Origin of the sequence: Psychrobacter halotolerans (assembly GCF_039680845.1) — a bacterium.
GTDB lineage: Bacteria > Pseudomonadota > Gammaproteobacteria > Pseudomonadales > Moraxellaceae > Psychrobacter.
Genome location: NZ_JBDKWD010000007.1, coordinates 1 through 26,575 on the forward strand (window position 1 = coordinate 1; position 26,575 = coordinate 26,575).

The window sequence follows — 26,575 nt, forward strand, 5'->3', positions numbered from 1 at the left end:
CACTATCTTCTTAACTGCTTTGCCTTAATGAGGTGCGTATTATAGACGCTTTATTTATGAAGTCAAGAAGTATTTTTTGATTGGTTTGAAGTTTTATTCTCGCTTATTTTACTAAGCTCAAATCCCTTCTCCTAAACATGCAGCGATTAAGTTTATTAAGCAGTAAACCCGCTCCTTAATCCACCTTCCTCTCCGACTGGGACGCATTATACGCAGGTTTGATGCTGGGTCAAGGGGTTATTTTGGTTGTTTATCAAATCAGTTTGGTAGAAGGTAAATATTATAGTATTTTCAATAGGTTAAAGACTTGGTTAATTTGAATTTATTTATTAGAAGTTACGAAAAATATGGCTTATGGATAATTTCGGATACTCTCATTGAAGCAATAGTCATAAAAAAAGCCACTATTCATGTTAGTGGCTTCTTAATGGTGTTTATTAACAGTATCTAATTTTAAAACTTAGATTGTCTCCGTTCTATGAACCACGGTCGTTGTACTATCTATAGCCAAGCAACGTTATACGTAATCAATCGCCATCATTAAGCAGAGTGCCATCATGATGATGATGGAAAGCCCAAAGATTTTATAAGCCCATTTAACCTGTTGCTGAATCTGCTCTTGCTCGCTATTGCCTTTAATAGGCTTCATAGCGATAAACAACCAATAGCCTGACAACAACAAATGTACGCCTAAATACCAGTAGCCCGTTGCTTTTAAGGCCGTGAGCAAACTACCCACAATCAAGAAAAAAGCAATGCTAATAGCAATATGCCACTGGGTTGTTCTAAAAGAATGCTTTACTGGTAGTACCGGAATACTGGCTGCGCTGTAATCTTTTTTGCGAAACACAGCAATGGCATAAGCATGCGGCATTTGCCAAATAGCAAACATCGCAAACAGCACCCAATATACACCATCGATAGAAGGCGTTAGCGCAGCATAACCAATCACTGGTGGAATGGCACCAGAGAAGCTACCAATAAACGTTCCCCAAACAGATTGACGTTTGAAGTATAGGCTATAGAAACCGACGTAGATGACATAACCAAATAGCGCCGAATATAAAGCCAGTGGCGTGGTCGCGGCTAGACACAGTACGCCAATACCTAGTAGGACGACTGCATAAAGTATGGCATGCGGAATCGAGAGCTCACCTGTGACCAAAACTCGGTCACAAGTACGCTGCATCTTTGAGTCGATGTCACGGTCGATGATATTATTGATCACACAACCAGAAGCTATCACCGTCAAGGTACCAACCAAGACTTGCATTAATACCAGCCAATCAGGATTGCCTTTAGCCGCTAAAAAATAGCCGCCGAGTACGGTGATAGCATTGCCGAATACGATGCCAGGTTTGATTACCTGAACCAGCGGTTGTTTGGCAACATCGAGTTTTAATTGTGCAAGTTTATTCATGATTATCCATCAGTTAATATCGTCAAATACCTTGGCCATATGGTTAAAAGATTACCATCTAAAACAATGATGAGCCCGATGCTAGCGGCTCATCATTGCAGCGGCATTTGAGATAGATTACATACGCCAACTTGCAGCGCAGATAATAAAGGCAGTAACTGCCCTACTGTTGCATTTCAGCCATGCCTGAATGATCAGACATATCTGAGTGATCTTCTTGTTGCGTGGTAGCAGGACTACCTTGGTTAGGCGCTTGATACGTATCCGGTAGATCCAGTTTATCTTCAAAACCTTCAAGCTCACGGTCTAACCTAGGCGTACCATCTGCATTGGTTGGCATTTTCATGCCCATATCCATCTGCATATCTTTACCCATACCCGGCATCATGTTTTCGTTGGCGTTGTGCATAATCCACAATGAACCAACCATAACAATTGCCACTACAAACAACGTGAATAAAAAACTATAAAGCGTATTGCGCTGCTCAGGACTAAAGTCCACATGCAAGAAGAAGTAAACTTGTACAAAAACCTGCGCTGCTGCAAAAACAGCAATCATCCAAATCGCGCTCATTCCTGACATCATATCGCTCATGATTAGCCCAAATGGAATAACCGTCAAGATTGCCGATAGCACAAAGCCGATAATGTAACTCTTTTTACTTCCATGACTGCTTTGGCCGTGGCTTACATCTCCATGTGCATGAGCCTGCTCGGCTGCATGCAAATTTTCATTTTTCATAATGCCACTCCTACCAGATACACTAGCGAAAAGACGCAAATCCACACGATATCCAAAAAGTGCCAAAACAGACTTAGACATCTTAAACGCGTCATCATACGCTCAGAAAGACCAAACTTGTTCAACTGGAACAACGTAAACAACAACCAGCAGATACCGACCGTGACGTGTATACCATGCAAACCGACCAAGCTAAAGAAGCTCGATAAGAAAGCACTGCGATCAGGTCCAAAGCCTTCGACAATGAGGTGATGGAATTCGTAAATCTCCATTCCAATGAAACCCATGCCAAATAGCGCCGTAATAATCAACCACGTCTTAAGCTTTGACATGTTGTTCTCATAAGCACCCAGCATAGCAAAACCAAAGGTAATACTACTGATCAGCAGCAAGAACGTCTCAACCAAAACAAACTTAAGGTCAAAAATATCTTTAGGACTTGGGCCATCTGCCACGCCAACTTTCAATACTGCATAGGCGGCAAAGAACGTGGCAAACAACACCAAATCGGTCATCAAGTAAACAAAGAAACCGAGTACTTTATTGCCCTGCGCATCCAAATGGTCTGGATGGTGAGGATCACTATGGTTAAAGTAGTCTATGTTGCCTTTATTATGATCATCAGACGGCAACAACTCCTCGCCGTTGTCGTCTGGTAAATTACTATTTACTTCATGTTTATTCATACTTTCGGTACTACTCATAACCCGTCTCCTGCGTGAGCCGTACGAAGACGCTTATAATAAGCATTTTCAATTTTTTCAATCTCATCAACCGGTACGATATAATCGATATCACGTTTGTTGGCTTCACGAATAACAAAGAAAATCATGACTAAGAAAGAGGCGATTACCAACCACCAGATATGCCAGATAAAAGCAAAACCAAAGACAAAGGTTAATAGACCAATAATCACACCAGAATCTGTGTTTTTAGGCATATGTATCGGGCTGTAATAATTGGGCGCTTTGTCTGATGTCCAGCCACTGTCTTTAAGATGGGCTAGGGCATCAAGATCATTGATCACTGGTAGCTGTGCAAAATTGTAAAACGGCGCAGGTGATGGTGTGCTCCACTCCAACGTACGACCATTCCAAGGATCACCACTAACATCAGCAAGACGTTCACGATCACGATAACTGACATAGAACATCATCAGCTGGCTGAAAATACCGAACAGGATAATAAAGGCACCGACTGCTGCCACGATCAGCCATATTTGCCAAACATCATTGGCATAGTGGTTGGTACGACGCGTCATACCGAAGAATCCTAGGACGTACAGCGGCATAAAGGCCACAAAGAAACCGATGAGCCAGCCCCAAAAAGCGCGTTTGCCCCATTTTTCATCCAAACGATAGCCAAACATCTTCGGCCACCAAAAAGTAATACCTGCAAAATATCCAAATACGGCACCACCAATGATGGTGTTATGGAAATGCGCAATCAAGAACAGACTGTTGTGCAAGACATAATCAATACCAGGAACGGCTAGCATGACACCCGTCATACCACCAATCGTGAAGGTAACGATAAAGCCAAGCGTCCATAGAATTGGCGTACCGAAAACGATTTTGCCTCGATACATGGTAAACAGCCAGTTAAAGACCTTAACCCCAGTGGGTATGGCAATAATCATGGTCGTAATACCAAAGAAGGCATTGACGTTGGCGCCTGAACCCATGGTAAAGAAGTGATGCAACCAAACGATGAAACTTAGAATCGCAATAACCATCAAGGCATAGACCATACTGACGTAGCCAAACAGTTTTTTCTGTGAGAAAGTCGAGATGACTTCTGAGAAAATACCAAAAGCTGGCAGTACCAAGATATATACCTCTGGGTGACCCCAAATCCAAATCAGGTTGATATACATCATGACGTTACCGCCTGCATCATTGGTAAAGAAGTGCATACCAAGATAGCGGTCTAACGTTAACATTATTAAAGTTGCGGTTAATACAGGGAAAGCGGCAACGATCAAGATGTTGGTACAAAGTGCTGACCAAGTAAAAATCGGCATATGCATGAGTTTCATGCCAGGCGCGCGCATCTTTAAGATAGTCACTAAGAAGTTGACACCCGTCAGCAACGTCCCCAATCCGGATAACTGTAAGGCCCAGATATAATAATCTACCCCCACTGTTGGACTGTAGGTTAATTCTGACAATGGCGGATACGCCAACCAACCTGTCGCCGCAAAATCACCAATGACTAGCGAGACGTTAACCAATAAAGCGCCCGTCACAAATAGCCAAAACGATAGGGAGTTTAGAAACGGAAACGCCACATCACGTGCGCCAATCTGTAAAGGTATGATCGCATTCATCAGCCCTACGACCAATGGCATCGCGACAAAGAAAATCATAATCACGCCATGGGCGGTGAAAATCTGATCATAGTGATGCGGCGGTAAATATCCCGTATCCGGATAGTTGGCCAACATCTGATGGGTACGCATCATGATGGCATCACTAAAGCCACGTAGTAACATGACGATAGCGACGACAATATACATGATACCGATTTTTTTATGGTCAACCGAGGTTAGCCAATCGTGCCAAAAAACGCCCCAAAGCTTCTTTTTGGTTAGAAAAATTAAAACTGCTAGCCCAGCCAAGGCCATCATACCACCAGCCATCATAATGATAGGCTCGTGGAAAGGTATTGCCTCGAGGGACAATCTACCGAGTATTGCTTCCATAGTTACCTTTCCTATTATTGAGCGTCAGCTTCTTGCGCATCATCTTTATTCGATGGCGCTGCTGGGTTAATGCTACCTTCACCGTCTTTCTTCAAATCAGACTCTAAGCCTTTGTTGACAGCGTTTTTATTATCACGCTGATTGACTTCATTTGGCGCCACAAACTGATTTTGTTGTTTTGTATCTGAGCTATATTGATTCACAATATAATCAAACATATCAGGTTGCGTTGATTTGAAATACTCGATGGCATGGTTCTCTGACGGCTTCGATAGCTCTTCATAAACAGCGGTATCAAGAACCTTGTTGTCTCCCGCTTTAATGTTAGAGACCCAGTTATCAAAACCTTGCTTATCAACAGCATGTGCCAAAAACTTCATATCTGAGAAACCAGGGCCACTATAGTTGGCAGAAAGCCCGTTATAGACACCAGGTTCATTAGCGATCAGATGTAGCTGCGTCACCATGCTCGACATGGCATAAATCTGACTACCAAGCCTAGGAATGAAGAACGAATTCATTACCGTATCAGAGGTAATTTTAAAGCTAACTGGACGATCTACTGGCAAATAAAGCTCGTTAACGACGGCAATATCTTGCTCTGGGTAGATAAATAACCATTTCCAGTTTTGCGCCACAACTTGAATCTCAAGCGGTGGATTATCACTTGTGGTCTCTAGTGGCTTATAAGGATCAAGCGCGTGGGTACTTTTCCACGTAATCACCGCTAAGATTGCGATAATAATAATGGGAATCGTCCACATTAAAACTTCAATCCAAGTGTTGTGTGACCACTGTGGGTCGAAGTCTTTATCAGCATCCGGTCTATCCGCACGATAGCGGTAGGTGAACCAGAGAGCCATGACGATGACTGGTATAACCACAATCAACATCAAGGCAGTGGTAACAATGATAAGTTCTTTATTTTGCACGCCAACTGCGCCCTGAGGATGCAATACACCTTTATCACAGGCGGTCAGGAGCAAGCTGCTTATCAATACCACTAAGTTGGCCTTTAGCCAGATCGGTAATTTGAAAAACGTCATGCCTTGTTAACCTTATATTCGGTCAGTTTTATTAATATTTGTTAAATTTTAGAGACACTCTATAGCTGTCACAATCTGATAGCGAACAGCAAAGGAATGACGCTGGATTTTGACCTTATTGATACTCCTAGTAGCGTTGCTTGTGACATTGGTTGTTACTTTGGTTGTTACTTTGGTTGTCACAATGATTGTCACTTTGCTTGTCACAATGTCATTACTGTTACCCATTTAAATCTGGTAACGAACATTTATGACAGTTTTCACGCTCTAAAGAGTGTCATCGGTCGCTATATTGCAACAATAATCAATAGAATAAATCTTAGATTTACCTATCTCACCATAGCAGTAGCACAGGATTAAGTAACAGTAGCAATAATGCTCTGTTTCTATTGTCCTGGTAGATTGGGAAGATTGGTAAATCGCTTTACTAAGAGGGTATCAATATGTAAGAGCAGCTTACTTTGACGCTAAGTTTTGTCTGGCTACCCCAGCATTATTCCATGCTGTCTATAAGGTATAAAACCATCAAAAGCTGCCCTTTCAATTCACAGACACTATACGCTTCTTTTTTTGAAAAACACTATCTGCAACAAAGTAGAAATAAAAAAACATGTTTTCACTATTCAAAATCTATAAATTAAGCTTGAAAATTTTGCTGTTTTGGGCATATTGCCTTTTAAATGAGCTAAACAGCCTAAAATAGTCATATAACAGTGTTACTGACTCCGTTGTAGAGTTACAAAGCGCTTCCTATTCTAAAACGCAGTATTTTTATAGGATAAATCAGCTAAAAAAAGGAGCTTACCTATTGGCAAGCTCCTTAATATAAAGCATATCACTGATTTTACATCTTGGCTTTGATCGTAGTGACAATGCCGGATAAGGCATAAATAATGCCAATGGCTAAAATACCAACGGGTATATCATAGAGTACAATACCTATGACCAACACCCCAATGATCAGAACCACAAATGGCACTTTCTTTTTGTCAAATTCTTTAAAACTGTAGTACTTAACATTGCTGACCATAAGCAAACCACAGGTGACTACCCAAGCGGCGAATAACAACATGATTGCCGTATCATACTGCCCTACCCATTCATTATGGTCGATAGCCACCATCACCGACGCGGTAACCAAGATGGCGGCAAGCGGGCTGGCCAAACCAACAAAATACTTCTTATCGACGATACCGACCTGTACATTGAAGCGTGCTAAACGGAATGCGCCACAAGCGGTAAAGACAAAAGCGCAAGCAAGGCCAATACGACCCAAGGGCTGCAAAGCAAAACTGTAAATCAAAATAGCCGGTGCTACGCCGAAAGCTAACATATCTGCTAATGAGTCGTATTGCTCACCAAAAGGACTTTGCGCATTGAGCATGCGGGCAACTCGGCCATCAGCCCCATCCAAAATGGCAGATAAGAAAATGGCTAGCGAGGCTCTGTAAAACTCCCCTTGCGTACTTGCTAAGATCGAATAAAAGCCTGACAAGAGTGATAAAGTCGTGATCAAATTGGGCGCTAAATAAACACCGCGACTGACAACTCGTTTACCTTCAGCGACTTCTGCTTCAATCACCTCAAAAGTTAGCCCATCGTAACTGTCATTATTCGCTAGGCGAATATTAAAATCGTGCTCATCGACAAAAGGCGGCTGAGTAGCCGCACTGTCTTGTAGCGTTGCATCATTTACGGAGGTATTGTTTGCTTGGCTTTTGGGTGGTTGTACGTTAGTCATTTCAATATCCTTATTGCTAACCTTACTATTACTAACATTGGATCATTACTAACATAGTTGTTAAATTAGTTGTTAAATTAGCTACTAGCATCGTTACTCACCAACCAGCCAGCGCACATTGGTCGCGCTATCAGGGGTTAGATCTGGCGCGTCAGCCACTTTTAAAGCAGGCTGTAAAAAGCGCAATATTTCACGCGCATGATTATCAAATTGCCAAGGTGGATTAATCACCAGCAAACCTGTGCCGTTTAGACCAACCGCCACATCATTTGGATAAATATTCAGCTCACAAACCAGCTGGCGACGCATGTCGGTACGCTTAAGCTTTTTATAAAATAACTCAACCGCTTCCATATTCTTGATAGGGAACCAAAGCGCATAGGTGCCTTGTGGCCATTTATTATAAGAGGTGACTAATAGATCAATGAGACGCGTAAAGTCTTTATGCTCTTGCTCATAAGGGGGATCAAGGAAGATAAGACCACGCTTTTCTTTTGGCGGAATGACGGCAGTAATGCCTTCAAACGCATCACGGTGGTGAATACCGATGGGTAATTTATGCAATTGATAGTTGAGCGCATCGTATTCGGTGGCTTTGGCTTCAAATGCTTCGCCGCGTACGCCTGCCTCAGGATTTTTTTCAATATGATGAGCAATCCACCAAGGAGAACCAGGATAGACTTTATTGTCATAAGTAAATCGGGCTTGCTTAATGCCTTCCATATAATCTTTGACAGCAGCAGGTGCCTTTTCGGTATCGGCTTTTAGCAATGCTTGGATACCACCGTTGGCCTCGCCTGTCTTACGCGCTTCTTCACTGCTCAGTGAATACAGTCCACGGCCGCCATAAGCGTCAAGCACATAAAAAGGTTTGTTTTTTTGCCCCAATTGGTTGAGCAGTTGTACCAATAAAATGTGTTTAACGACATCAGCAAAGTTACCAGCGTGGTAGGCGTGTTTATAGTTCATAATCTCAAAAGTTTAAATAAGAAAAATTGCATCTATGGTAGCATAGGCGGAGTAAAAGATAATGTGGTTTTAGTAAGTGCTTTCAATAAAAAAGCCTCGATTGACTGCGTATTGACCGCTATTTGGCAACTATTCGATAATTATTTGACCGCTATTTGACAACTATTTGACAGTAACGAGATGAAATGACACAGATTATTAGCAATCTTGAGGTCACAGAAGTTTTGGCTCAGCATCCGATAGGTCAGGATAATCCGCCACTGCTGTTTCCGCCCAATAAAGACTCAAGTGAAACCCCGCCAACGCAGCGGCTGTTGCAGCCCTCCGATTTTGATATAAATTGGCAGGATAAACTGACAGATGCGCAGCTCGATCGGTTTGTCAGTGAGGGCTGGCTTGTCCTTGATGATGTGTTTGAGCATAGAGCATTATTAGCCCTACAAGTAGAAAGCGGTTTTGTTGATTATCGTGATGCTGCGCTGACGGCGGGTATCCGTGTCAGTGACATTCGCGGTGATAAAATTCGCTGGATCACCGAGGATTTTTTTGCTGGCTATTATTACTTGCAAAGTATCAATGCCCTTGCCACTTTATTTAACCGCAGCTTGTTTGCTGGTATTCGCCACAGTGAAGCGCATTACGCTTGCTACCCCGTTGGATTTGGCTATCAATGGCACAGCGACAATCCTGCTGAGCGGGATGAGCGCGTGATCTCAGCCGTTTTTTATCTTAATGATGATTGGACATCCAATGATGGCGGTGCGCTAGAAATTGTTGATAAACATGGCGTCCATCATGAGGTTACCCCTGTTGCCAACAGGCTGGTGATATTCGATAGCGATCTTATGCATCAAGTACAAACTGCCCACCGCCAACGCTATTCTATCGCCACTTGGATGCGCCGCGATGGATTGGTGCCGTTTGTTGAAGAAAACCATTAATTCATGCTTTACTTTAATTCTAAATACTGACTTTATATAAAAGGTTTATTCATGTCCGACTCTCATAACCAATCAAACGCTAATCAGCAGATGACCCATCAGCAAGCGACGCTAGATTTGAGTATGGCCCTACTTGAACGTCCTTCGGTAACACCTGATGACGATGGTTGCCAAGATATATTGTCAGCGCGATTAGAACAGGTGGGTTTTGACTGTGAGTTTATGTACTTTGGTGATAGACGACAAAGCGGTGAGCACGCTGAAGTTAAGAATTTATGGGCGCGTCGCGGGACGACTGATCCCGTCATTTGCTTTGCAGGTCACACCGATGTTGTGCCAACGGGTGATGAGAATAATTGGACGTATCCGCCGTTTACCCCTACCATCGCTGATGGCTATCTGTGGGCGCGCGGTGCTGCTGATATGAAAACCGGTATTGCGGCGTTTACCATTGCCGCGGAACGTTTTGTGGCCAATTATCCTGAGCATAAAGGCTCTATTGCTTTTTTGATCACCTCAGATGAAGAAGGCCCGTCGGTGAATGGCACAGTTAAAGTCATTGAAACCTTAGAAGCGCGCGATGAAAAAATCACGTATTGCCTCGTGGGTGAGCCGTCGAGTACCGACACACTTGGCGATATTATCAAAAATGGTCGCCGTGGTTCATTGGGTGCGGTACTGACCGTGACTGGTAAACAAGGCCATGTCGCCTATCCACATTTGGCTTGCAACCCTATTCACGCTACGATGTCAGCGTTGGCAGAATTGACAGATACTGCTTGGGACGAAGGCAATGACTATTTCCCTGCCACATCCTTGCAAATCTCAAATATTAACGGTGGCACAGGCGCGACCAATGTCATTCCAGAAACCTTGGAAGTTATCTTTAACTTTCGCTTTTCAACAGAAACCACTGAGGATGAGCTAAAAGCAAAAACGCACGCGATTTTTGATAAGCACTTTTCAAACAGCAAAGCCAATTATGCTATTGATTGGAAGTTATCTGGTCAGCCGTTTTTGACCCCAGAAGGCAAATTGGTGTCCGCCTGTCAAAAAGCAATTAAAACGGTGACCGACGTCGATACCACATTATCAACCTCTGGTGGCACATCGGATGGACGTTTTATTGCGCCAACGGGCGCCCAAGTTGTGGAGCTTGGCGTGCGTAATGCCACGATTCATCAAGTCGATGAAAAGGTAGAGGTGGATGATTTGGGTAAACTTGCGCAGATTTATGAAGGGATTTTGGAGAACTTGTTGCTAGATTAATATTCATCATAGACAACTAAAAAAGCGCCCTCTATATGAAAGGGCGCTTTTTTATTAGTAATTGACTAGCAAGAGTTAAAGTTGACTAACACAGCAATGATTCGTTGCCCGCTTAATTAATGGAAAAGCATTACCTAGATATCAAGGCCTTTTTCTGGTGAAATATTTTCAAGTTTTTGCTGTATGTGAACCAATTCCGCTTGAAAAGCATCGACCTTATCATTCATATCGCCTTGCTCTTCTTTGAGCACATATTCTGTCCTAAACTCTTCTACATCCAATATGCGTCCACGCAATGCATTCTTAATAATCCCTAACTCATAAACTGAAATCTTATGCTCATCGTTATTATCCATTTTTACTTTACATCCCTAGTGTCTTTGAGATTTTTCTCATATCGACATAGTAAGCAATATACGGTAAAGCGCCAAAGTGTGAGTAAGTTTTCGTAAGCTCAAAGTGGACGTTTAGAAGATTCCATATCATGCCTCAAGAGCTTTATTCAATTCCAATATACAGATCTACTTGACCATACTCTAAATTGCCATCGATATAACGCTCAAAATCAACCTCAAACGTTCGCGTATGTTCGCAGTCTGGCGCATTGAAATACTCCCACGCTTTCTCCCATGCATTCATGACCGTATTTGGCATATTGCCATTTTCAGAGAACACCAAATACTTGCCAGCAGGAATGGTTACTTCTACCACATTGCCTGTATTCAGCGCAGCGTCACTACTTGCAAGCTCGGTCTCATCTTGCTCATGGTTGATCTGCCAGCCAGCGACCACATCAAACGCCCCGACTAAGTCATCGCTCTCATAGTTATGATAAACGCCATAAATGTCTTCGCCTTCAGGAAGTTGACCGGCATGATTTTGATAGAATTTTTGCCATAATCTACCCAATTTCGCCGTTTCATGGCTGATCTCGGCGTTGTTAGTAGTACGAACGCTAATGCCTTTACAGGTTAGCGCTTCGGTTAAAGTTTTGGTTTGTGAAGTCATGATGCTACCTGTGCTGTTTATTGGTTTTTTATTTACTATCGTACCTATTATAGGGCAATCGATTAGTCGGCTTCATCAATCCAATTCATTTGAATGGCTTCTAAAATGCCTTCGTTTGATTTGTTTGGATCATCATCAAAGCCTTCAAGCTCAGTTACCCAGCGATGCAAATCCGTAAAGCGTATATATTGTGGATCGGTCTCTGGGAATTTTTCATAAAGCTCGATAGCGATATCTAGGCTGTCTGTCCATTTTAATTTTTGCGGCGTCATAACGGCTCCTTAACATTTAATCGTTTTGATAGGCTCTATCCTACCAAAATTCACTCAATGATTATAGATTAATGACTATAGATCAATGACTATAGATAAGTTGTCTAAGCATCCATCGTCGACTTGGCCGATTTAATCGCTACTTGGTGTTTATTCCACGTCGTAATGACATCGGTGAGACGCTCTCCTGTCATATCTAGCACTTCTGGCGCTTGCTGCTTGCCTTTTTTATCCATCAACACAAACTTGGTCATACCAACCCCCATCAGCTGGTTTTTTACAAAGAAATGATGTTCAAAATAGACGTATTTATGATCCCACCCTGCCACAGCACTACTGAGCGTCATTTTGTCCAAAAACTTAATTTGCTTAAGATACACCATCTCTTGCATGGCGATAACCCATTTTAAAGGTTTAATGCCTTTTTGATGACAGCACGCCATTACCCAGCGGGTGACATTTAGTTCGATAAAAGACAAATAACGATAGTTTGGCAAGTGATCGCGAAAGCCCATATCGTGCGGTAATATTCGATAATCACGAACGGTCGGTGCGGTCAATGTCTCAATACTCAAACGCTCACTAATAGATTGCTGTTCAAGCTGCTGTTTGAGCAAGGTGGTCATAATAAAAAAACGCAGTAACATATTCATAAATCTTTCTCTTGTTTCATTGTATTTATAATTAATAATGGTAGTGGCAATGATATCGCCTTATCAGCTTTTCATAAATGCCGAACACTTTAACGTAAAAAAAGCCACCTCAGTGACTTTTTGTCTTTAAAAACTTATAATTTGTTTAACAACTTATAGGCAAAAGCCAATAGTTAAAAACGTATTTGAACTATTTTTGAACTATTAATGACCACCGCCATTGATACTGCGTACCATCTCTTCAACCATCTTTTTGGCATCGCCAAAGATCATCATGGTTTTATCCATATAGAACAAGCTGTTGTCTAAGCCTGCATAGCCTGTGCTCATTGAGCGCTTAATGACCATCACCGTTTGCGCTTTATTTACCTCTAAAATAGGCATACCAAAGATGGGGGACGTCGGATCGTCTTTAGCAGACGGATTCACCACATCGTTTGCCCCGATGACTAAGACCACATCGGTACTGGCAAAGTCTGAATTAATCTCATCCATCTCTAAAATATCATCGTACGGTACATCGGCTTCAGCCAATAGCACATTCATGTGCCCTGGCATACGACCAGCGACTGGATGAATGGCAAAACGTACGTTAACGCCCTCTTCTTTTAGTAGCTCGTACAGCTCTTTGACGGCATTTTGTGCGCGGCCTTGTGCCATACCATAACCCGGTACAATAACCACGCTACTGGCATTAGACATTAAGAAACCAGCATCTTCTGCTGAACCTGCTTTGTAATTTTTGGGCGCACCGTCATCGCCACTGGCCGCCACGGCTGACGTGCCCATGCCGCCAAATAGTACATTAAGGAGCGAGCGATTCATGGCTTTACACATGATATAAGACAAGATTGCGCCTGACGAACCAACCAATGAGCCTGCGATAATTAGCATCGAGTTGCCAAGGGTAAAACCAATACCAGCGGCCGCCCAACCAGAGAATGAGTTTAATAAAGACACAACCACGGGCATATCACCGCCGCCGATGGGCGCAATCCACATCCAACCGAATATGACCGCAATGACTGCCATGGCGCAAAAGGCTGGTAAGGAGTCGGTGACGAAATATATCCCACCAAAACCAATCATGGCAATGAACAATAAAGCTTGAACGGGTTTGACCCAGCCGCCTGTGACTGTTTTTGCCCAGCTTTTTGCGGCCAATTTACCAAAGGCAAAAACCGATGCTGAAAAAGTAATCGCGCCGATAAAGCAACCGATGAACAATTCTACACGGGCAACCGCACCGTGTTGTTGCTCAGTATGCAAGACCGTTGCTAGTGCAATCGCAACCGCTGCCAAACCAACGAACGAGTGCATAAGCGCGACCGTTTCTGGCATTTGTGTCATGGCCACTGTTTTTGCCTTCCACATGCCGACAATGGCCCCTAAAATCATTGCCCCAATAATCAGCCAAAGTACTGGGCCTTCTGCTAAAAAGAAAGTCGTGATTACTGCGATTGCCATCGCCGCCATGCCAAAGCGGTTACCACGAATGGCCGTTTTTGGACTGGACAGACCACGTAAGGTCAAAACAAAAAGAATAGCCCCGATCAGATAAAACCAGTCAGCATTCGCCGCTATCATCGTTGTCAAATCATTCATACGTCGCCTCCACTTTCCGCTGCATTCGTTTCAAGAGCAGAGGCTTTTTTTACTTTAGGTTTGAACATGGCCAGCATACGCTCAGTCACGGCAAACCCACCAAAGATATTGATACTGGCTAAAAAGACGGCAAACGCACCTAATAAGCTGGTCGGCGTAAACATCGAGCCATCAATGGTGACGGTCTGTAGCATCGCGCCGACAATGACAATACTTGACAGAGCATTTGTCACTGCCATCAATGGCGTGTGCAATGCAGGCGTGACGCCCCAAACAACGTAATACCCAACAAAAATGGCAAGCACAAATACCGTAAAAATCGCGACAAACGGCGTGCTACTCATGCCAGCACCAACGGGTGCAGCGGCTAAAATAGTGGCAATCATCTTATCCTCCTAAAATTTATTCGTTATTGACAAATGTAGTGTGATCAATCATCAAGAATTAGCGCTTGGCAAGACGTACTTGACGGTCATGCGTCACTGCCAGCGCTCCTTGAATCTCATCTTCCATGTCTAAGTTGATTGCCAATTTGTTTGTTGATGCGTCCTCTGTGGTAGGCGCAATAAGCGTAGTAATAAAATTAACAAGGTTATTGGCATACAAGTCTGAGGACTGCGCGGCAAGCTGTGATGGAATATTGGCCGCACCAACGATACGCACACCGTTATCGGTAGTGATAGTCTCGTCAGGCACGCTGCCTTCTACGTTACCGCCCGTCCCTGCTGCCATATCAATCAATACCGCACCTGCCTTCATTTTGGCAAGCGTGGCCCCGTGTACCAAGCGTGGCGCTTGACGACCAGGGATTTGCGCGGTGGTAATGACGATATCAGCATTGGTTAAGGCTTTGTCTACCACAGCGGCTTGGTCTTTGATGTACTGCTCTGAGGGTGTCCATGCATAGCCGCCTGTCGCTTTTGCTTTTTGTGCTTCGTCCTCACTCATCGGCACATCCAGCCATTTACCGCCCAACGACTCAACTTGCTCTTTTGCGGCAGGGCGTAAGTCACTCGCTTCGACCACGGCGCCCAAGCGCTTGGCCGTGGCAATGGCTTGCAAACCTGCAACACCGACCCCCAAAATAACTACTTTGGCAGGCTTGACCGTTCCGGCTGAGGTCATAAACATTGGAAAAGGACGTGAGTACTCATTGGCCGCCATCAATACCGCTTTGTAACCAGCAAGGTTGGCTTGTGATGACAACACATCCATATTTTGTGCGCGTGATAAGGTACGAGGCAATAGCTCCATGGCAAAGACAGTGGCACCTTTGGCGGCGTAAGTATCAAGCTGGGTGTTGCGGTACGGATCAAGCATCCCAATTACGATTTGACCAGACGTCAAACTGTCAGCAACCGAAGCTGGTAAATCGTGAACCGTCACAATAATCTGAGACTGGCTGACTACCTCGGCGCTGCTATTGGCAATATCTGCCCCTGCGGCTTGATACAGCTCATCAGCGTAGTAGGCGGCTTTTCCTGCCTGCGACTCAATGACAACTTCAAACCCAAGCTTACGTAACTTTTTGACCGAGTCTGGGGTTAGTGCAACCCGGCTCTCGCTCGCGTTATCTGCACTGATGACACCAATTTTCATACCGTCTCCTTACTTACGTCTAATGGACTATACCTACGTCTAATGACTGTCCTTAATACCCTTAACGCACTTTCAAAAAGCACAGGGGACAAAAATCTCTAGTCGTGATTGCTTCAAAATGACGACCAAAGAATATCAATTTAATAAATGATGGCGTCGTCACCATCATGCCTTTTTATTATAAAGACATCATTCGGTTATTTTCATTGCCAAATGATGACTTACAAGTAAATAAAAAGTTGGGTTCTTACACCATATACATAACTTTTATTGTTATATTAAAAGTTTTATCTTGCTAGCAAACGGTATAGTGTTTTAAGCATAGGTAAATAATGCGCATCATTTTCCTTTGAGCGCTGCTCTCTTTTAAATACAGTATTAGGAGAAATAAAACCCCTTTGTATAGAAGAAATGACGCTTGCGTATGTCGTATAATGGGGAAACTTGATGCTTGGATGGGTCATTGATTCACGATAATAAGGAATAACGATGTACTTTTTACTCTCTCCTGCCAAATCTTTGAATGAAACAGACGCTGTACCGCTAAATCTCGGCAACTACTACAGTCAGCCTGCGTTGATTGAACATTCACAAAGTCTAATGAAGACTCTAAAATCAAAAGAGCCAATGGATCTGCAAGCACTCATGGGCATCTCTGATGATTTGGCTCAGCTTAATGCCACGCGCAATCAGGAATGGCGCTGGAGTCAAGAGCAACCATTTACTGATGACGAATCTGGCAATACGGCCAAACCAGCGGGTTATTTGTTTGATGGCGACGTCTATACGGGTCTTGATATGTATCATATGGATAAAGACACGGCTATCTATGTTAATGAGCATTTGGGGATTTTGTCAGGTCTTTATGGAGTATTAAAACCGCTAGATTTGATTCAGCCTTATCGCTTAGAGATGGGTACTAAGCTTAAAAACGAGCGTGGCGATAACTTATATGAGTTTTGGGGCGAGGACGTGACCAATATCATTAATGAGCGCATGGCTGATAGTGAAGACAAAGTCTTGATTAACCTTGCCTCTAACGAATATTTTAAGTCTGTTAAAAAGAAAGCGCTCAATGCCGAAATCATCACGCCAAGATTTGAAGATAAAAAAAATGGTCAATATAAAGTGATTAGCTTTTATGCCAAAAAAGCACGCGGATTGATGGTGAAATATGCGGCTGACAATAAGCTGAGCAATGCTGAGCAGCTAAAACAGTTTGATTTGGCGGGCTATTATTACTGCATCGAGGCGTCTGATGATAAAACGTGGACGTTTAGACGGGATGTAGCGAATCAGTAATTAATCTTTATATTGGCTTTAGAATAAAACACTAATAAAACAGAGAGCACAGAAAAGCCCCAATTTATTCAATTAGGGCTTTCTATATTAGTAGAGTAATCAGCATCAAGAAGTTACGTAATATACTGAATCTACCTTATCGAGGTAATGCTGACAATTAGACTTTAAAAGTAGACGCTGAACATTCGTATCATAGAAACCACCTTCTGGTGCAAGAATTTTTATATTAGCTTTATCAACAACCTCTCTAATAATGTTACCCTCACAGTTAAGAGCTTCAGCTTTCCATTTAGATATAGTTTCAACTTTCTGATTATTACTAGCAACTAAAGCGTTTATAGCTTTTAAATCACTTCTAAATTTAACATAGTTACTATGTGAAGGTTTAACGAATGTTTCAGCAACTTGAGAATCTAACGGTATTTTATTAATTGAGTCATGAATAGGTTTCCAAGGATAATGCACTATTCCATTGCCACGATGTTGAGCCAACTGAAACTCCATCCACCTTGATTCACTATCAGTAACAATTACTGATCCTGTAACTTGAGCTATAAACATACTCATCTCATAGTTAGGTACCAGTACAAAAGGTATATTCTGTGTAGTAGAATTAGTCATAAAGTCTTTAAGTGGGACTAAAGGATCATATTTCGCTTTTTCAGCCAAAGCCTTGTCTATTTCCTCAATTTCTTTTTCTGTACAATCTGAAAATTCATCTATTAATAATAATTTACGTTCCTTATCCAGTAAGCTAAATGCTAAATTCAATCTATCTTCTCTTCCCAGTCTAATAAACTGTTTCTTTTCTTCTTCACTAACACTTTCTTTGCCTCTTAGCTCAACCATATCCAATATTTCACTAAATAGATACCTATCAAGAGAATTAGGTGCAGGTATAAGATTTATTAATCCAGAATTAATATATGGCTCTAACGTCATCATTAAATAAATTTCTTTAAGGGCCTGATACCTATAGCTACTTGGATTCTCGATAGGACTAAAACTAGGCTTAACATTATTAGGGTGAATAAATGGATGCTGAATTAAGAACTCATCAAAGTGTGAAGCTACTTTGAGCGCATAGACATTTATTTTCCTGATATCTATTTGACCAGTATAGAGAGCTCGAAATTTTCCATCTGGTCTTGGTAACATAGAATAAATTTCTGTAGTTGTAGGCCATAAGAAAGCATAGAACTTATATATTTCCGAGATCTGATTGTCAGTTAATCCATGCCTAACATCTTCCCATGTCTTGCCACTATCAAAACCAAGTACGCGTCTTATTTCATTACATAAAGCTATATTTCTCTCCCTAATACTTCGTACTTTCCAAGTTATACGCTGATTTTTAGGAATATCACGACAACATTTTTTATATTTTTTACCACTTCCGCATCCGCATTCATCGTTTTGTCGCAGTTTGCCTTCATCAATATTTTTTTCTAGGAGTGTATTGCGAGATTTTGTGCATCCAAAAGCATCTTGATAATAGACACTACCATCATTAAATTTAGCAAGAATCTCAGTAGTAAATTCTTTACGTGGAGGCAATAATACATATCTCAAATTAGCCCAAGATGTCCCTACACCTTTTTCAGGGTGCAACCAATCTGTAGAGCCTGCCGCTACACTCGCTTTAGATCGTTCCTTTATTATATGATTAATCTGCAATACTTCATCAGAACTGAGTTTTCGATGATTAATAAAGTCGATAGTGCTAACTAAACTATTACGTATTTTAGTAGGGTTTGTTCGTTGCTCTAATGGGTTGATAGTATCTGGATTTTGTACGTATTCTTGATTCGTTAGTATTAAACACCTATTTTTATCAAGTGGAAAAATTGTTTGTGTTCCTTTTAATGAAATATCAGGGTCATTTGGATATTTACATTGTTCAGAGTTTGGTGGACAAGCATAATTATAAATAGTAACCGGATGATCCGAAATTATGAACTTAATATCAGACTCTTCAGCCGATACTAATTCACGCACTCCCTCAGTCCATAATATACAATGAAGTCTACGAATAGATTGCATTTCAATCATGAGCTGGTTTTGACTTAGATCAGGATAATGACTTTTTATCCAGTCCAAACCTTTAGGAGTTCTAAGTTTTTGAGCATCTAGATAGAAGAATAGGCTTTGAAAATTGTTATGCCATTCAGATTGGTCGTCAGTTAAATATGCTTTAACTGCCAGTGCACCAGCGCCATCAATATCCCCAAATAACCTCTGCTCAATCTCATCACTAATTTCAGAACCCAAAAAAGTACTGTATAGATCTTTCTGATAAAAACACTGAGCAGGTGTATACCACTTTTTAGAATCTAATTTTTTTATTTTCCCATTTGGAAGAGTAATTTTTTTCTGCGATAAATTGCACAATTCATTATCTCTATCAGAGGTAAAACCTTTCTGATACCACTGCGGTACATAATGATTATTTCTAGTTACTGTCATAATAACTCCAAAATAAAGTCCAATTAATATAATTATAAACTGGCAACTATCAATAAGAAACTCAAATAAAGGGGATGTACTCAATCAATGAATAATAAAAAACCCCAACTCAACGAGTTAGGGTTTTTTATTATTTAAAGCAAGTATAGATTAAGAGGCATAAATTACATCATGCCGCCCATTCCACCCATACCGCCCATTCCACCAGCACCGCCCATGCCAGCCATACCATCATCTTTTTCTGGTAGGTCAGTAATCATGGCTTCGGTCGTTAGCATGAGGCCCGCAACAGAGGCAGCATTCTCTAGCGCTGAGCGAGATACTTTTGCTGGATCAAGGATACCCATCTCAAGCATATCGCCGTATTCACCAGAAGCCGCATTGTAACCGTAGTTACCAGTACCATTCTTCACTTCATTAACCACGACTGATGCTTCTTCGCCAGCGTTGGTTACGATTTGACGTAATGGTGCTTCCATCGCGCGACGTAGGATGTTGATACCTGCGTCTTGGTCATCGTTGTCGCCTTTTAGCTCAGACAAGGCGTTCATGGCACGAACCAACGCAACACCGCCACCAGGTACAACGCCTTCTTCAACCGCGGCACGAGTTGCATGTAGCGCATCGTCAACGCGATCTTTTTTCTCTTTCATTTCAGTTTCAGTGGCTGCACCAACTTTGATAACTGCTACGCCGCCTGCCAATTTCGCAACGCGCTCTTGTAGCTTTTCTTTATCGTAGTCAGAAGTAGACTCTGCGATTTGACGATTGATAGACTCAACGCGGTTTTCGATATCAGCTTTGTTACCAGCGCCATCAACGATCACGGTGTTTTCTTTACCAACAGTGACTTTCTTCGCCGTACCCAATTGTTCAAGCGTTGCCGTCTCTAGGCTTAGACCAATCTCTTCAGAGATTACGGTGCCGCCAGTTAGCGTTGCGATGTCTTCTAGCATGGCTTTACGACGATCACCGAAACCTGGTGCTTTAACGGCACAAGTTTTTAGACCACCGCGCATGTTGTTCACGACTAGGGTTGCCAAGGCTTCGTTTTCTACGTCTTCAGCGATGATAAGCAACGGTTTGCTTTGCTGCATGACTTGCTCAAGTAATGGCACGATCTCACGGATGTTGCTGATTTTTTTGTCAACAAGCAAGATGTATGGGTTTTCAAATTCAGCGGTTAAGCTGTCTTGCTTATTAGCAAAGTATGGGCTGATATAACCACGGTCAAACTGCATACCTTCAACCACTTCCAAGGTATCTTCAAAGCTTGAACCTTCTTCAACGGTGATAACGCCTTGCTTGCCGACTTTTTGCATCGCTTGCGAGATCAACTCACCGATTTTGGTGTCTGAGTTGGCAGAGATAGAACCCACTTGTGCGATGGCTTTTTCGTCATCAGCAGGTGTTGATAGCTTGTGAATCTCTTTAACAGCTTCACGTACAGCTTTATCGATACCGCGTTTAAGATCCATTGGGTTCATGCCAGCGGCAACTGATTTCATGCCTTCTTGCAAGATTGATTGCGCCAATACAGTCGCAGTAGTCGTACCATCACCCGCCACATCGTTTGTGCGGCTAGCGACTTCACGTACCAACTGTGCGCCCATGTTTTCAAATTTGTTTTCAAGCTCAATCTCTTTGGCAACCGATACACCATCTTTAGTGATGGTCGGTGCGCCAAATGACTTGTCGATAACCACGTTACGACCTTTAGGGCCTAGGGTAACACGTACTGCATTTGCTAGAACGTTTACGCCGTCCATCATTTGTTTACGGGCATCTATGCCGAATTTTACGTCTTTTGCCATGTGAAATTACTCCATTATTATAAGTATGAGAATACAATTAAATGATTCGATAAGTTTTTTATAAAGAAACTAGATAAAAAAGTATCCAGTTATACGGTGTTTGGTCACGAGCTTCTTATAAAAAAGCATTGGTAAACACGGTTTTGCAAACCATTAACCTTCTAGTACACCCAATACATCAGATTCTTTCATGATAAGCAGTTCTTCGCCGTCAACTTTTACCGTTTGACCAGCGTATTGACCGAACAACACTTTGTCGCCAGCTTTTACATCTAACGCACGAATGTCACCGTTGTCACGGACTTGACCATTACCAACAGCAATGACTTCACCTTGTGATGGTTTTTCTTGTGCTGAACCAGGCAATAAAATGCCACCAGCTGTTTTTGTCTCTTCTTCTATGCGGCGGACGACAATACGGTCATGTAAAGGACGAATGTTCATCGAAATGACTCCAAAAGTTGGTTGTTTGAATTAAGGGTTTATTTGAATAAATGATCTCAACGCCATTATCTATCAGAATCTTTTTACAACAACAGCATTCTAAAGATAAGCATCGAGCTTGTTTCAAAAAGTGGGGGCAAGGTAAGATCGCTTCAAGTGGTAAGCCCAAAAATTTACAAGATTTTTTGCGGATTTTAGCGACCCTATTGGCTCATTGAGCACTTAAACTTATGGACGAGAACTTACGAACGGTGTCTTATAAGGATATCTTAGACATATCGCCAGCGATGGCGGCTTTGCCAGTAACATTGGCTACAAGAGCAACACATCAAGCGCGGCGGCTACTCTTGAAAATGTAACCACCTATAATCATTATAGTGGTTGCAGCTATCATCACAGTCATCATCTAAACTAGCTATCAATAAAACAATCATAACCAAAACAGCCACAGTCCAAACTTAATAAGCCGCACAAAAATTATTTAAGGAACATTCATGAGTTTTTTATCAACCTCTAAAAGATCTTTAACCCCTAACGACACCCAGCGCAGCAAATCTAAACTGTTAACTGCCTTGACCACAGGCACCAGTATCGTTGCTATCGGAGCTTTGAGTATGACCGCCCCTATCCTTGCTAACGCAAAAACCGTGCAACCATCAAGTGCCAATTATAGTTTTACGGTAGAGGACAAGTACAAAGGCACAGCCACGCGTACGCTGAGCCAATCCGGTAATACGTGGAAGTACAATGTGAATGCGCGAGTTGCAGGCGTGGCGAGCGCTGCTCAAAGCAGCACCTTCACGATTAATGGTAATAATGTGGTTCCGACCCAAGCCCAGACCACTTATAAACTGCTCGGTCTTGGCCGTACCCACAAGCTAAACTTTGATCCAAGTGCCAAAAAAGTCGCCAGTACCTACAAAGGCAAAACCACGACCATGAACATGGCACAACAAGCTTTTGATGATTTGAGCCTTGAAGTACAAATTCGCCAAGATTTATTGAATGGTAAATTCTCTGGTAATTACTACATGGCCAAAAAAGACAAAATAGAAAAAACACCTTTTAAGAAGTCTGGCAATACTAAAGTTACCGTGCCAGCTGGTACATTTGATACGGTACGTGTCGATCGCATTCATGATGACAACAGTCGCTCTACCAGCTTTTGGTTGGCCCCAAGTTTGGATTACTTACCAGTAAAAGTAACCCAAGTGAATGATGGTAAAAAAATGGACTTAGAGTTAACCAAAGTTAATTAATAAAACTATCTACCTCTTGAAGTTTTGAGATTTTTTATCTCGAGATGATAGGTAATAAAAAAGCGGCGCTCTTAATAAGAGCGCCGCTTTTTAGTGTCAAATGATTAATCGCTTATGAACGCGGTTGTTTTACCACATTGTTCATGGATGGCAAGCGCTTGAGCAAAATAAACAACCAAACGTTAATAGCCAATAACAATATAAAATCTATCAAATAAATGGCTATTTCTGCCCAGCTACTACCGTAAGCACGGGCAAACAATACCACCCCACTTGCACCCAAATAGACCAACGTAAACATACTACCTATCAGCAATGCATAGGGAGAGCGCCCACGGACTATCCACGGCGTCAAAATAAACGCTGGTACTAGCCATAACGCCTGCCATGCGATACCACCGATAATATCAGGACGACTTGGGTTAAAAATACTAATAAAAATAGGCAATCCAAGTAATCTATAGACCAACCAAATCAACCATGTCACAAGCAAACGCTGACGAATGGGCGTAATCGGCTTTTTGGCCTTGATAGGTTTGCCAGCTTTCTTTGGTGAAATCGCACTTATCTTACTATCGGAGCGGTTTGTAGACATTGGATATATATATTTCCTAATCAAAAATAGGCGGCTTCATCATCGCTGAAGCACTACTGTAGGCACTGTGTTGCAAGCACTGTGTTGCAAGCACTGTGTTGTAGACATTGTCTAACGACGCCAATTGGCTTGTGCCAGCGCCGTGGCACTAATAGCCAAACGACGACCTTGGGCGACGGCTAATTCACGCTCGTCAGCAGAGATGGGTTGATCGTGAGCAGCACCACTAACATGACTGGCACCATAAGGCGTACCGCCTCGATTGGTGCGATTTAACGCAGGCTCGGCATAAGGCACCCCAAGGATGATCATGCCGTGATGCATCAATGGCAACATCATCGTCAATAAGGTCGTTTCTTGACCACCGTGCATTGATCCTGTGGCAGTAAATACAGAAGCCGGTTTATTTTGCAGATTGCCAGCCAGCCATAGCGTGACAGTATTGTCCCAAAAATACTTCATGGGCGCTGCCATATTGCCAAAATGGGTGGGACTACCAAGTGCCAGACCGTTACAGTCTTTAAGATCATCCATGGTGCAATAAAGATCGCCCTCGTCCGGTATCGCAGGCTTGCTGACAGTGGTCTCAGGGGCAACGGTTGGCACCGTACGGATACGTGCTGTCATCCCAGCATCTTCGATACCTTGTGCAATCGCATAGGCCACCGACTTAGTTGTACCATAATTGGAATAATAGAGCACCAAAACATAAGGGGCGGTCTGACTCATTACAACACTTCCTCATAAAATCGTTAACGTCATTATTGCCGTTCTACATTATGCCCCAGTCATTCCCTGACATGCAAACTGCCTAACACTATCTGGTAGACAGTACGTTGCCATAGTCATGATGGCTGTGCATTTTGACACAATTATAAGGCAGAAGATAATGGCGTATTTTTGTTACACTATTGTCACTCTAATCTTTGCTAATGCTAAATGGTCAACATGGAAAACTTATCAGAAAAAATCCCGTTCTTGCATCAACGTTGGTTTCAATTCTTACGATTTTTAACGCGGCATTTTTTTGAAGATGATTGCCAACAAAAAGCAGCATCATTGACCTATACCACGATGCTATCGATTGTGCCCATATTGACCGTACTTTTGATGATCTTATCCTCAGTACCAGCCCTCGCCTCTGTGCGTGCGCAAATCTATGAGGTGATTTACAGTAACTTACTGCCGCAATCAAGCATGCAGGTCAGCGAGTATATCAATAGCTTTGCAGAAAAATCGTCCAACTTAACCATCATCGGTGCCATGATTTTGCTTTTTACGACTATCATGACATTGACGACCATTGAGCGCGCTTTTAACCAGATTTGGCGAGTAGAAAACCGATCGGGCGGTCTAAAAAGTATGCTGCGTTATTGGACCATTGTGACTTTAGGGCCGCTGGTACTAGGTACGGCTTTTATCGCCTCAAGTACGGTACAAAGCTTAAGCTTTCTCAATCGGCAAATTGCCGGCTACGGCATTGATTGGTCATTTTGGGTACAAGCTGTCTCCATTGGGATTACGATTGCAGGCTTTATTGGCATGTATTGGTTTATTCCAAAAGCACGTGTGCCCTTTAAAAATGCGGCTATTGCGGGTCTGTTTGTGGCCGTCGTGTTTGAGCTGATGAAGCATCTTTTCGGTACTGTGATGGCAAACTTCACCAGTTACGAAGCGATTTATGGCGCGTTTGCAGCACTCCCTATCTTCCTGTTGTGGATTTATTTGTCTTGGAATCTTATCTTATTGGGTGTGGAGGTTAGCTATACTTTGACCATTTTTGAGACTGAAGAGGTATACCCTCGTCACCCATTACTCAGTTTGCTTGACATGCTCAACTTGGTATATATGCACCATCTGAAGGGGGAAGCTGTCAGCGAGCAGGCATTGCGCAATGTACTGGGACGTAAAGAGCTGCCCAAATGGTATACCTATATCAACTATCTACAAAAAAGCAATCTCATCACTATGACCGAAGATGATGATTATGTGCTCAAAAGAGACTTGAGTAGAATGACGCTGTGGGATTTTTATCGCACCCTGCCTTATCCATTGCCGATCAAGGATGAGTTCGATGAAATGACGTTAGAAAACCAAAAGCCTTGGTTGAACTTGCTGGTAAAACGTTTTGAACATACTGAGAGTTATGCTAAGCAGCAGCTTAATCTGCCATTGGATACTATCTTTGCTAATAGTGAACCACGTAAAAAAGCGTCTGATGATAAAGAAAATGCCACTAGCGGCCATAAGAATAATTTGTTTAGAAAGACCAGAACCACGCAGACTCCTACGCTCGCAAAAGATAATTCAGCGCTTGAAAAAACGCCAAATTTTGATCCTATCACCTATGATAAAGAAAGCGATATCGAGTATGACGATCACAACAATGAAGCAATTATTCCTAAGGGTTCTGGTGAGCCGCATACTGAAGTAAGTAACGCCAGACACGGCTATAAGAACGCGATTATTACTGAGGCAGACAATCCAAAAGCCCTTTGATCGAAAGAAGCAATCTAATCACAACCTTTAAATATAGTCGATCCACTATAAAAGAGATACAGCAATACTGGCAACCATTTTGCGGCGCCTCTGTCAGCAACGACACAGCAAGCGAGGAAAATGGTTTCCAGTATCGCATGATCATAGGCGTATCTTTTTTATTTAGGACTGACTATACAACGTCTGAAATAGAACAAAAAAGTGATAACCGATTACCCCTACTATTA

General features: G+C 42.4%; 24 protein-coding genes. 5 read left to right on the forward strand and 19 right to left on the reverse strand.

What is annotated here, in order from left to right; translation table 11 throughout:
- Nucleotides 1-517 precede the first annotated feature (517 nt).
- From cyoE to AAJP47_RS12055, 7 genes are all read right to left on the reverse strand, one after another.
- Nucleotides 518-1,420, reverse strand: a complete 903-nt coding sequence (gene cyoE / locus AAJP47_RS12025; protein ID WP_346718164.1) for a heme o synthase — start codon at nt 1,418-1,420, stop codon at nt 518-520.
- Nucleotides 1,421-1,583: 163 nt separating this feature from the next.
- A complete protein-coding gene (cyoD, locus tag AAJP47_RS12030; RefSeq protein WP_346718165.1) occupies nt 1,584-2,162 on the reverse strand; it encodes a cytochrome o ubiquinol oxidase subunit IV in 579 nt (192 codons plus the stop codon).
- Nucleotides 2,159-2,866 (reverse strand): cytochrome o ubiquinol oxidase subunit III, encoded by a 708-nt coding sequence (gene cyoC / locus AAJP47_RS12035; protein WP_346718166.1) that lies wholly within the window; start codon nt 2,864-2,866, stop codon nt 2,159-2,161. The genes cyoD and cyoC overlap by 4 nt, the downstream gene beginning before the upstream one ends.
- A complete protein-coding gene (gene cyoB, locus AAJP47_RS12040) occupies nt 2,863-4,866 on the reverse strand; it encodes a cytochrome o ubiquinol oxidase subunit I (protein WP_346718167.1) in 2,004 nt (667 codons plus the stop codon). Before cyoB ends, cyoC begins: the two co-directional genes overlap by 4 nt.
- A 14-nt stretch (nt 4,867-4,880) precedes the next feature.
- Nucleotides 4,881-5,912, reverse strand: a complete 1,032-nt coding sequence (cyoA, locus tag AAJP47_RS12045; RefSeq protein ID WP_346718168.1) for a ubiquinol oxidase subunit II — start codon at nt 5,910-5,912, stop codon at nt 4,881-4,883.
- A gap of 844 nt (nt 5,913-6,756) precedes the next feature.
- Nucleotides 6,757-7,653, reverse strand: a complete 897-nt coding sequence (gene pssA, locus AAJP47_RS12050) for a CDP-diacylglycerol--serine O-phosphatidyltransferase (protein ID WP_346718169.1) — start codon at nt 7,651-7,653, stop codon at nt 6,757-6,759.
- A gap of 93 nt (nt 7,654-7,746) precedes the next feature.
- A complete protein-coding gene (locus AAJP47_RS12055) occupies nt 7,747-8,622 on the reverse strand; it encodes a 23S rRNA (adenine(2030)-N(6))-methyltransferase RlmJ (RefSeq protein WP_346718170.1) in 876 nt (291 codons plus the stop codon).
- A 185-nt stretch (nt 8,623-8,807) separates the two neighbouring features.
- Here AAJP47_RS12055 and AAJP47_RS12060 point away from each other — a divergent pair, with 185 nt between their 5' ends.
- Together AAJP47_RS12060 and dapE are read left to right on the forward strand one after the other, a co-directional pair.
- On the forward strand, nt 8,808-9,563 hold the full coding sequence (locus tag AAJP47_RS12060; protein WP_346718171.1) for a 2OG-Fe(II) oxygenase: 756 nt from the start codon (nt 8,808-8,810) through the stop codon (nt 9,561-9,563).
- Nucleotides 9,564-9,614: 51 nt separating this feature from the next.
- Entirely contained in the window at nt 9,615-10,832 is a 1,218-nt protein-coding gene (gene dapE / locus AAJP47_RS12065; RefSeq protein ID WP_497198727.1) for a succinyl-diaminopimelate desuccinylase, read from the forward strand.
- Between the two features lie 134 nt (nt 10,833-10,966).
- Here the strand turns inward: dapE and AAJP47_RS12070 are convergent, their stop codons facing one another.
- From AAJP47_RS12070 to AAJP47_RS12100, 7 genes are all read right to left on the reverse strand, one after another.
- Nucleotides 10,967-11,188: a hypothetical protein gene (locus AAJP47_RS12070; protein WP_346718172.1), complete on the reverse strand. Its 222-nt coding sequence runs from the start codon at nt 11,186-11,188 to the stop codon at nt 10,967-10,969.
- 142 nt (nt 11,189-11,330) lie between these two features.
- Entirely contained in the window at nt 11,331-11,840 is a 510-nt protein-coding gene (locus AAJP47_RS12075) for a GyrI-like domain-containing protein (protein ID WP_346718173.1), read from the reverse strand.
- Nucleotides 11,841-11,902: 62 nt separating this feature from the next.
- Nucleotides 11,903-12,112, reverse strand: coding sequence for a Fe-S cluster assembly protein IscX (gene iscX / locus AAJP47_RS12080; protein ID WP_131657563.1), 210 nt, complete (start codon nt 12,110-12,112; stop codon nt 11,903-11,905).
- A 104-nt stretch (nt 12,113-12,216) separates the two neighbouring features.
- Nucleotides 12,217-12,765 carry an acyl-CoA thioesterase gene (locus tag AAJP47_RS12085; RefSeq protein WP_346718174.1) on the reverse strand — a complete coding sequence of 183 codons (549 nt, stop codon included), beginning with the start codon at nt 12,763-12,765 and terminating at the stop codon, nt 12,217-12,219.
- A gap of 204 nt (nt 12,766-12,969) precedes the next feature.
- Nucleotides 12,970-14,370, reverse strand: coding sequence for an NAD(P)(+) transhydrogenase (Re/Si-specific) subunit beta (locus tag AAJP47_RS12090; RefSeq protein ID WP_497198728.1), 1,401 nt, complete (start codon nt 14,368-14,370; stop codon nt 12,970-12,972).
- Complete coding sequence (locus AAJP47_RS12095; protein WP_346718303.1) at nt 14,367-14,714, reverse strand: proton-translocating transhydrogenase family protein; 348 nt, start codon at nt 14,712-14,714, stop codon at nt 14,367-14,369. Before AAJP47_RS12095 ends, AAJP47_RS12090 begins: the two co-directional genes overlap by 4 nt.
- A 100-nt stretch (nt 14,715-14,814) precedes the next feature.
- A complete protein-coding gene (locus AAJP47_RS12100; protein ID WP_346718175.1) occupies nt 14,815-15,969 on the reverse strand; it encodes a Re/Si-specific NAD(P)(+) transhydrogenase subunit alpha in 1,155 nt (384 codons plus the stop codon).
- Nucleotides 15,970-16,458: 489 nt separating this feature from the next.
- Between AAJP47_RS12100 and yaaA the strand changes: the two genes are divergently transcribed.
- Nucleotides 16,459-17,271, forward strand: a complete 813-nt coding sequence (yaaA, locus tag AAJP47_RS12105; RefSeq protein WP_346718176.1) for a peroxide stress protein YaaA — start codon at nt 16,459-16,461, stop codon at nt 17,269-17,271.
- Between the two features lie 105 nt (nt 17,272-17,376).
- On the opposite strand, the gene AAJP47_RS12110 is transcribed toward yaaA, so the two are convergent.
- The 3 genes from AAJP47_RS12110 to groES all read right to left on the reverse strand — a co-directional run bounded on the left by AAJP47_RS12110 (nt 17,377) and on the right by groES (nt 21,995).
- Nucleotides 17,377-19,737: a DUF4238 domain-containing protein gene (locus tag AAJP47_RS12110; RefSeq protein ID WP_346718177.1), complete on the reverse strand. Its 2,361-nt coding sequence runs from the start codon at nt 19,735-19,737 to the stop codon at nt 17,377-17,379.
- Nucleotides 19,738-19,901: 164 nt separating this feature from the next.
- Complete coding sequence (groL, locus tag AAJP47_RS12115) at nt 19,902-21,551, reverse strand: chaperonin GroEL (protein ID WP_346718178.1); 1,650 nt, start codon at nt 21,549-21,551, stop codon at nt 19,902-19,904.
- 153 nt (nt 21,552-21,704) lie between these two features.
- Nucleotides 21,705-21,995, reverse strand: coding sequence for a co-chaperone GroES (gene groES, locus AAJP47_RS12120; protein ID WP_346718179.1), 291 nt, complete (start codon nt 21,993-21,995; stop codon nt 21,705-21,707).
- Nucleotides 21,996-22,489: 494 nt separating this feature from the next.
- Between groES and AAJP47_RS12125 the strand changes: the two genes are divergently transcribed.
- Nucleotides 22,490-23,254 carry a DUF3108 domain-containing protein gene (locus AAJP47_RS12125; protein ID WP_346718180.1) on the forward strand — a complete coding sequence of 255 codons (765 nt, stop codon included), beginning with the start codon at nt 22,490-22,492 and terminating at the stop codon, nt 23,252-23,254.
- 112 nt (nt 23,255-23,366) lie between these two features.
- Here AAJP47_RS12125 and AAJP47_RS12130 read toward each other — a convergent pair whose 3' ends face one another.
- Together AAJP47_RS12130 and wrbA are read right to left on the reverse strand one after the other, a co-directional pair.
- Nucleotides 23,367-23,849, reverse strand: coding sequence for a hypothetical protein (locus AAJP47_RS12130; RefSeq protein ID WP_346718181.1), 483 nt, complete (start codon nt 23,847-23,849; stop codon nt 23,367-23,369).
- 111 nt (nt 23,850-23,960) lie between these two features.
- Nucleotides 23,961-24,578 carry an NAD(P)H:quinone oxidoreductase gene (gene wrbA / locus AAJP47_RS12135; protein ID WP_346718182.1) on the reverse strand — a complete coding sequence of 206 codons (618 nt, stop codon included), beginning with the start codon at nt 24,576-24,578 and terminating at the stop codon, nt 23,961-23,963.
- Nucleotides 24,579-24,797: 219 nt separating this feature from the next.
- On the opposite strand from wrbA, the gene AAJP47_RS12140 reads away from it, so the two are divergent.
- Entirely contained in the window at nt 24,798-26,348 is a 1,551-nt protein-coding gene (locus AAJP47_RS12140) for a YihY/virulence factor BrkB family protein (protein WP_346718183.1), read from the forward strand.
- Nucleotides 26,349-26,575 lie beyond the last annotated feature (227 nt).

Excerpts from the sequence above, each read along its gene's own strand:
- cyoE (WP_346718164.1), bottom strand. The coding sequence starts at position 1,420 with ATGAATAAACTTGCACAATTAAAACTCGATGTTGCCAAACAACCGCTG.
- cyoD (WP_346718165.1), bottom strand. The coding sequence starts at position 2,162 with ATGAAAAATGAAAATTTGCATGCAGCCGAGCAGGCTCATGCACATGGA.
- cyoC (WP_346718166.1), bottom strand. The coding sequence starts at position 2,866 with ATGAGTAGTACCGAAAGTATGAATAAACATGAAGTAAATAGTAATTTA.
- cyoB (WP_346718167.1), bottom strand. The coding sequence starts at position 4,866 with ATGGAAGCAATACTCGGTAGATTGTCCCTCGAGGCAATACCTTTCCAC.
- cyoA (WP_346718168.1), bottom strand. The coding sequence starts at position 5,912 with ATGACGTTTTTCAAATTACCGATCTGGCTAAAGGCCAACTTAGTGGTA.
- pssA (WP_346718169.1), bottom strand. The coding sequence starts at position 7,653 with ATGACTAACGTACAACCACCCAAAAGCCAAGCAAACAATACCTCCGTA.
- AAJP47_RS12055 (WP_346718170.1), bottom strand. The coding sequence starts at position 8,622 with ATGAACTATAAACACGCCTACCACGCTGGTAACTTTGCTGATGTCGTT.
- AAJP47_RS12060 (WP_346718171.1), top strand. The coding sequence starts at position 8,808 with ATGACACAGATTATTAGCAATCTTGAGGTCACAGAAGTTTTGGCTCAG.
- dapE (WP_497198727.1), top strand. The coding sequence starts at position 9,615 with ATGTCCGACTCTCATAACCAATCAAACGCTAATCAGCAGATGACCCAT.
- AAJP47_RS12070 (WP_346718172.1), bottom strand. The coding sequence starts at position 11,188 with ATGGATAATAACGATGAGCATAAGATTTCAGTTTATGAGTTAGGGATT.
- AAJP47_RS12075 (WP_346718173.1), bottom strand. The coding sequence starts at position 11,840 with ATGACTTCACAAACCAAAACTTTAACCGAAGCGCTAACCTGTAAAGGC.
- iscX (WP_131657563.1), bottom strand. The coding sequence starts at position 12,112 with ATGACGCCGCAAAAATTAAAATGGACAGACAGCCTAGATATCGCTATC.
- AAJP47_RS12085 (WP_346718174.1), bottom strand. The coding sequence starts at position 12,765 with ATGAATATGTTACTGCGTTTTTTTATTATGACCACCTTGCTCAAACAG.
- AAJP47_RS12090 (WP_497198728.1), bottom strand. The coding sequence starts at position 14,370 with ATGAATGATTTGACAACGATGATAGCGGCGAATGCTGACTGGTTTTAT.
- AAJP47_RS12095 (WP_346718303.1), bottom strand. The coding sequence starts at position 14,714 with ATGAGTAGCACGCCGTTTGTCGCGATTTTTACGGTATTTGTGCTTGCC.
- AAJP47_RS12100 (WP_346718175.1), bottom strand. The coding sequence starts at position 15,969 with ATGAAAATTGGTGTCATCAGTGCAGATAACGCGAGCGAGAGCCGGGTT.
- yaaA (WP_346718176.1), top strand. The coding sequence starts at position 16,459 with ATGTACTTTTTACTCTCTCCTGCCAAATCTTTGAATGAAACAGACGCT.
- AAJP47_RS12110 (WP_346718177.1), bottom strand. The coding sequence starts at position 19,737 with ATGACAGTAACTAGAAATAATCATTATGTACCGCAGTGGTATCAGAAA.
- groL (WP_346718178.1), bottom strand. The coding sequence starts at position 21,551 with ATGGCAAAAGACGTAAAATTCGGCATAGATGCCCGTAAACAAATGATG.
- groES (WP_346718179.1), bottom strand. The coding sequence starts at position 21,995 with ATGAACATTCGTCCTTTACATGACCGTATTGTCGTCCGCCGCATAGAA.
- AAJP47_RS12125 (WP_346718180.1), top strand. The coding sequence starts at position 22,490 with ATGAGTTTTTTATCAACCTCTAAAAGATCTTTAACCCCTAACGACACC.
- AAJP47_RS12130 (WP_346718181.1), bottom strand. The coding sequence starts at position 23,849 with ATGTCTACAAACCGCTCCGATAGTAAGATAAGTGCGATTTCACCAAAG.
- wrbA (WP_346718182.1), bottom strand. The coding sequence starts at position 24,578 with ATGAGTCAGACCGCCCCTTATGTTTTGGTGCTCTATTATTCCAATTAT.
- AAJP47_RS12140 (WP_346718183.1), top strand. The coding sequence starts at position 24,798 with ATGGAAAACTTATCAGAAAAAATCCCGTTCTTGCATCAACGTTGGTTT.